Origin of the sequence: Mesorhizobium sp. M2A.F.Ca.ET.037.01.1.1, from assembly GCF_003998075.1 — a bacterium.
Classification (GTDB): Bacteria; Pseudomonadota; Alphaproteobacteria; order Rhizobiales; family Rhizobiaceae; genus Mesorhizobium.
Window position 1 is genome coordinate 1 of the sequence record NZ_RZSA01000349.1, and the last position, 6054, is coordinate 6054.

The window sequence follows — 6054 nt, forward strand, 5'->3', positions numbered from 1 at the left end:
GAGCGGTGCGGCCTTCCGATCCACGGCAACCATTCGACCGACTATCGAAGCTGGTTGGCGCAGCTATGCGCCTGTCGCGCCTGCCCGACTGTAAACAGCCTCACACAGCAATGCTTGTATCGAGCGCGTCGCTGTCGTCTGCCGCAGCTCGGCATCAATCGAAACATGCCCTTTCCGACGCGGGCACCGGCGCTCGCAACCGCCGTTCCGCTTCCTCGATTAAGGCCCGGATTCTACGGGATTTTTCCGGCCCAGACGAGGTCGAACTTACAGCCTTGGCATTTCCATATTCCTACAAGCCGTTGCATTTCAATGGAAAATATGTCTATATTGAATGAGTATTCAACAAAAAGAAGAGCATTCCGATGAACCCGCACCTCCGTGACGTGGCGATCCCCAACGATTGGGACCGGCGGGGTTTGCCGGGGTGGAGCTACCATTCCAACGCCCTTCTCGAGCTCGAGAAGGAATATGTCTTTCGCAATCACTGGCAGATCGCCGGCCATGTCTCCGACGTGCCGAAACCGGGCGACTATTTGACCATGGACGTCATCGGCGAACGCGCGCTGATCGTGCGCGGCAAGGACGGCGTCGTGCGCGCCTTCAACAACATGTGCCGCCACCGCGGCAGCCGCGTCGTAGCCGACAGCCAGGGCAGCTGCAAGAACGCGCTGGTCTGCCCGTTCCACGGCTGGGTCTACAATCTCGACGGCACGCTGCGCGGCGCTGCCCGTCCGCGCTCCTTCCCCGAGCTCGACAAGACCGAGTTCGGCCTGATGCCGCTCGACCTCGAAATCTGGATGGGGTTCATCTTCATCCGCTTCCGCAAGGGCGGCCCGCAGCCCTCGGTGGCCGAGCTGCTCAAGCCGATCGAAGCCGAGATGGCGCATTACAACGTCGCCGACATGGTGCCGTCCTGGGGCATCTGGACCCAGAAATCGCCGGTCAACTGGAAGTCGGTGCGCGACGTCGACAATGAAGGCTATCACGTCGCCATGGCGCATCCGGCGCTGCAGGACCTCTACGGCGCCACCTATTTCGACGAGCCTTTCATCAATGGCGTGTCGCGCTCCTTCGCCACCTACAATCCACATGCCGGCCGGCGCTGGAGCGTGCGCGAATACATCAAGCTCGCGCCCGAGGCCACGCATCTGCCGGAGCATCTGCGCAAGGCCTGGATCTATTACGGCATCTTCCCCAACAACGCGCTGTCGATCATGCCGGAATCCGTCCAATTCTATCAGGAGTTCCCGCTGTCGACCGGCGAGACGCTGCTGCGCGGCGCCATCTACCGCCACAAGGACGAGACCCGCGAACAGGCGGCGGCGCGCTACCTTGCGTACCGCATCGACCGCGACACCATGAACGAGGACGTGCAGCTTTCGGTGTGGTCGAACGAATCCATGCTGTCGGAGGCTTTTGAAGGCTTCTACTTGTCGGATTTGGAGTACGGCGTGCGCACCCACCACGACCATCTGCGCAGGCAGGTCCCGGTGCTGAACCTGGAGACGGCGCCCGAGGAAAAGGACATGTGGGGACTGAACGACGCGCTGCGGTCGAGGGGATGAGCTCTTCCTTCTCCCCGTAAAGCGGGGAGAAGGAAAGACTTTACCCCCGCCAGACGCCTTCCTTCCGCAAATCATCCATAGTCCGCGAAATCCCTTCGCGCAGGATCGCCACCATGTCGTCGACCTGCTCCCTGGTGATGATCAGCGGCGGCGACATCACGCACATGTTGATCAGCGGCCGCACCAGAAGGCCGAGCTCGTGGCAATGCGCGTCGATGCGTTTGCCGACATTCTTGTCGAGTTGCAGCGGATCCTTGCTTTCGCGATCGGCCACGCATTCGACGCAAGCCATGAGGCCGACGCCGCGCACCTCGCCGACCAGCGGCAGCTCTTCAAGCGTCTTCAACTGCGCCTGGAAATAGGGCGCGATCTCGCGGGTGTGCTGAAGCACGCCCTCTTCCAGCAGGTCGAGATTCTTCAGCGCCACCGCGCAGCCGATCGGATGGCTCGTGTAGGTGAGGCCATGACCGAACAATGCGTCGGGATGGTTGGAGCGGCGCAGCTCTTCCAGCAGCCGCTCGGACATGATGACGCCGCCGAGCGGGAAATAGCCCGACGTGATCCCCTTGGCGAAGGTGATCATGTCCGGATCGATGCCGAACACATCGCCGGAGGCGAAGACATGGCCGAGCCGGCCGAAGCCGGTCACCACCTCGTCCGAGACATAGAGGATATCGTTCTCGCGGCAGATCTGGCGGATGCGCTTCAGATACCCGTCCGGCGGCACGACGACGCCGCCCGAGGCCTGCACCGGCTCGCCGACAAAAGCGCCGATGCGGTCGGCGCCGACGCGCGCGATCGTGTCGCGGAACTGATCAACCAGGAAGTCGGTGAAGGCGGCAACGCTCATGCCTTTGGGCCGGCGGAACGGATCGGGCGAGGAAAGCTTGATCACCAGATCGCTTGCGCCGTCCATCCAGTCGTGATCGCGCGGACGACCGTTGAGCGAGGCCGAGAGATAGGTCGAACCGTGATAGGCGCCGCCACGGCTGAGGATCAGCTTCTTCTCCGGCCGTCCGCGCACATTGTTGCAGAACTGCATGAAGCGCAGCGCCGTCTCCACCGCCGATGATCCGCCGGTGGTGAAGAAGGTGTGGCTGAGGTCGCCGGGCGCCGCATCGGCGATGCGGCGGGCAAGCTCAGCCGATGGCGCGTTCATAGTGTACCACGGGGTGTTGTAGGAGAGCGCCATCGCCTGGTCGTACATGACCTTGGCCAGCTCCTCGCGGCGGTGCCCGACATTGATGCACCACATGCCGGCCGGGCCGTCGATCAGCCGCTTGCCGGAGGCGTCGGTGATGTAGATGCCGTCGCCCTCGCCGATCAGCGTGCGCGCCTCGGCGCCGACCGAGCCGGCATAGGGCCAGGGCTGGACGAGATGGCGCTTGGCAAGCTCGACCGCATCGTCATCGCCAGGCCCGATCAGTTCGCTTGCCTTGATCTTGCTTTGAGCCGCCATCTTCGCCTCGCATCGCCAGAGTTGCCGAATTCTTACCGAACATCGAACGACGCGGAAGACCATGGAAACTCGGCTTTCTGTCGCTATATTTTGAATATCCGTTCAATCAATATCGCAGAAATAGCGCTTGATTTCAATCGGCGGATGCGCTCATGATGAAAGAAAGCTGGCAAGCTAGGAGCGATCGCGCTCCAAGCATAAATCGGGAACAGGCGGCCGGCGCCAAGGCATGATCCCGAAAAGTGGGAACCGGTTTTCGGATAAGATCATGCTCAACGAGGAGTTAGGCCAGGATAACGATCTAGCGGAACGTTATCCTAGCGAATGGGAAGGCCGAATGGCGGGACAGTCCGAGCCAGCTACCGAAATCACGCCCGGAGCGCTGCAATGACGGTTGCCGCGGAAGGGTCGCCCCCGTTGCGCATGGCGGGGGCCAGACGAAATCCCCTTCTGCAGTCGGAAGCCGTCCAGGGCTTTGCCCTGATCAGTCCCACCTTTGTCTACGCCCTTATTCTTCTCGTCCTGCCGATCCTGGTCGTTATCGCCCATTCCTTCTGGACGCAGAACTATCTCACCATCGACCACACCTTCACCCTGGAGAACTACCGGATCGCGCTGACCGAGCCGATCTACCGCGACCTGCTCTGGCGCTCGCTCTACATCTCGCTGACGGTCAGCCTGTTGACGGTGGCGCTCGCCTACCCGATCGCCTATTTCATTTCCTTCCATGGCGGCCGCCACAAAAGCCTGTGGCTGTTCCTCATCACCATCCCGTTCTGGACGAGCTACCTGCTGCGCGTGATGTCGTGGAAGGTGATCCTTGGCTACAATGGCGTGTTGAATTCCGGCCTGATGGGCCTTGGCATCATCAGCGAGCCGTCGGACGCGCTGCTCTACAATTCCACCGCCGTCATCATCACGCTCACCCATGCCTGGGCGACCTTCGCCATCCTGCCGATCTTCGTTTCGCTGGAGAAGGTCGACCGCACGCTGGTCGAAGCGGCGACCGATCTCGGCGACGGGCCGCTGCGCTCCTTCCTGCGCGTCACCCTGCCGCTGTCGGCGCCCGGCGTCATCTCGGCGGCGCTGATCGTGATGATCCCGACCGTCGGCGACTATGTCACGCCGAAGCTGGTCGGCGGCAAGGACGGCGTCATGATCGCCAACGCCATCCAGGCGCAGTTCGGCAAGGCGTCGAACTGGCCGCTGGGTGCTGCGCTCTCGGTCACCACGATGGTCATCGTCTCGCTGATGGCCGGCGCCACGGTGCTGATCATTCGCGCTTTACAAAGGTTGGCGCGATGACGGCAACAAGACGTTTCCGGCCGGGATGGCTGTCGAGCTACGCCACGCTCTACGTCCTGTTCCTCTATCTGCCGGTGATCTTCCTGCCGATCTTCTCGATCAACACGGCGGCGACACCGAAATTCCCGCTCTCTGGCGTCACGCTGCACTGGTACGAGGACCTGCCGAAAACGCCGGCGCTGATCGACGCGACCTGGAACAGCCTGATCGTCGGCGTCTCCGCCTCGATCCTGTCGACGGTGCTCGGCATCCTCGCCGCCCGCTCGATCACCCGCTATCGCTACCCCGGCCGCCGCGCCATCAACGGTCTGATCATGGCGCCGCTGGTGCTGCCCGAGGTGATCGTCGCCATCTCCATGCTGCTGATCATGCTGCAGCTGGGCCTCAGCCTGTCGCTGTTCACCGTGGTGCTCGGCCATGTGCTGGTCTGCATCCCCTATTCGATGACCGTCCTGACCTCCGGCTTCGAAGGCTTCGACCGCAGCCTGGAGGAGGCCTCCGCCGATCTCGGCGAAAGCGCCTTCGGCACTTTCCGGCGGGTGACACTGCCCATGGTGGCGCCGGCAATCATCTCCAGCCTGCTCGTCTGCTTCACCATCTCGCTCGACGAATTCATCATCGCCTTCTTCCTTACCGGCACCGAGGCGACGCTGCCGATCTACATCTGGGGCCAGTTGCGTTTCGCGGCCAAGCTTCCTGGTGTGCTGGCGCTCGGCACCTTGTTGCTGTTGGCGTCCTTCGCGCTGATGACAATTGCCGAAATCCTGCGCCGCCGCGCGGCGAGACGCACCCAGAACGAGGGAGGCCTCCATGCTTGAGCGGGTCCAGTCCGAGCGCATCCAATCCCACCGCACCATGATCGACATCCGCGACGTCACCCGCAGCTACGGATCGTTCAAGGCGCTGGACAACGCCTCCCTGGCGATCCGCGAAGGTGAGTTCTTTTCGCTGCTCGGGCCCTCAGGCTGCGGCAAGACCACGCTATTGCGCATGATCGCCGGTTTCGACACGCCGAGCAGCGGCTCGATCGCCGTCGACGGCCAGCCGATGGACGGCATTCCCGCCAACCGGCGGCCCACCAACATGGTCTTCCAGAGCTATGCGATCTTCCCACATCTCAATGTCGAGCAGAACGTCGCCTACGGGCTGAAGCGGCTGAAGCTGCGGGGCGGCGAAGAAGAACGCCGCGTCGAGGAGGCGCTGGCCCAGGTCTCGCTCACCGGCCTCGGCAAGCGCCGCGCCACCGAGCTTTCCGGCGGCCAGCGCCAGCGCGTGGCTTTGGCCCGGGCGCTGGTCATGCAGCCGAAGGTGCTGCTGCTCGACGAACCGCTCTCGGCCCTCGACAAGAAGCTGCGCGAGCAGATGCAGGTCGAATTGCGCCGCCTGCAGCAGGCGGTCGGCATCACCTTCGTGTTGGTCACTCACGACCAGTACGAGGCCTTGGCTATGTCTGACCGCATCGCCGTGATGTTCGGCGGCCGCATCGCGCAGGTCGCCTCGCCGAAGGAGATCTACCAGCGCCCGGTCAACCGCCAGGTCGCCGACTTCCTAGGCGGCATGAACTTCGTCAAGGCCGAGATCGTCGAGGAGAACGGCGCTTCGCTGGTGCTGGACACGCTGGGCTTCGGCCGCGTCAGGACCGACAAGCCGAAGGCTTTCATGCGCAACGGCGGCGCGGCGACGCTCGGCATCCGGCCCGAACGCCTGCGCGTTCTGTGGGAC

6 protein-coding genes are annotated in these 6054 nt (G+C 63.1%); 5 read left to right on the plus strand and 1 reads right to left on the minus strand.

Annotated features, from left to right (window positions below; all coding sequences use genetic code 11):
- A partial coding sequence (locus EOA27_RS18145) for a hypothetical protein (RefSeq protein WP_210214154.1) occupies positions 1 to 338 on the plus strand: 338 nt, incomplete at its 5' end.
- Positions 339 to 365: 27 nt separating this feature from the next.
- On the plus strand, positions 366 to 1568 hold the full coding sequence (locus EOA27_RS18150) for an aromatic ring-hydroxylating dioxygenase subunit alpha (protein ID WP_126080899.1): 1203 nt from the start codon (positions 366 to 368) through the stop codon (positions 1566 to 1568).
- Positions 1569 to 1608: 40 nt separating this feature from the next.
- Here EOA27_RS18150 and EOA27_RS18155 read toward each other — a convergent pair whose 3' ends face one another.
- Positions 1609 to 3027 (minus strand): aminotransferase, encoded by a 1419-nt coding sequence (locus EOA27_RS18155; protein ID WP_126080898.1) that lies wholly within the window; start codon positions 3025 to 3027, stop codon positions 1609 to 1611.
- Positions 3028 to 3414: 387 nt separating this feature from the next.
- On the opposite strand from EOA27_RS18155, the gene EOA27_RS18160 reads away from it, so the two are divergent.
- The 3 genes from EOA27_RS18160 to EOA27_RS18170 form a co-directional block, all read left to right on the plus strand.
- Entirely contained in the window at positions 3415 to 4332 is a 918-nt protein-coding gene (locus EOA27_RS18160) for an ABC transporter permease (RefSeq protein WP_127256827.1), read from the plus strand.
- Positions 4329 to 5150: an ABC transporter permease gene (locus tag EOA27_RS18165; protein ID WP_127256829.1), complete on the plus strand. Its 822-nt coding sequence runs from the start codon at positions 4329 to 4331 to the stop codon at positions 5148 to 5150. The genes EOA27_RS18160 and EOA27_RS18165 overlap by 4 nt, the downstream gene beginning before the upstream one ends.
- A gap of 37 nt (positions 5151 to 5187) precedes the next feature.
- Positions 5188 to 6054: ABC transporter ATP-binding protein (locus tag EOA27_RS18170; protein ID WP_145970396.1), on the plus strand; the 867-nt coding region annotated here is incomplete at its 3' end.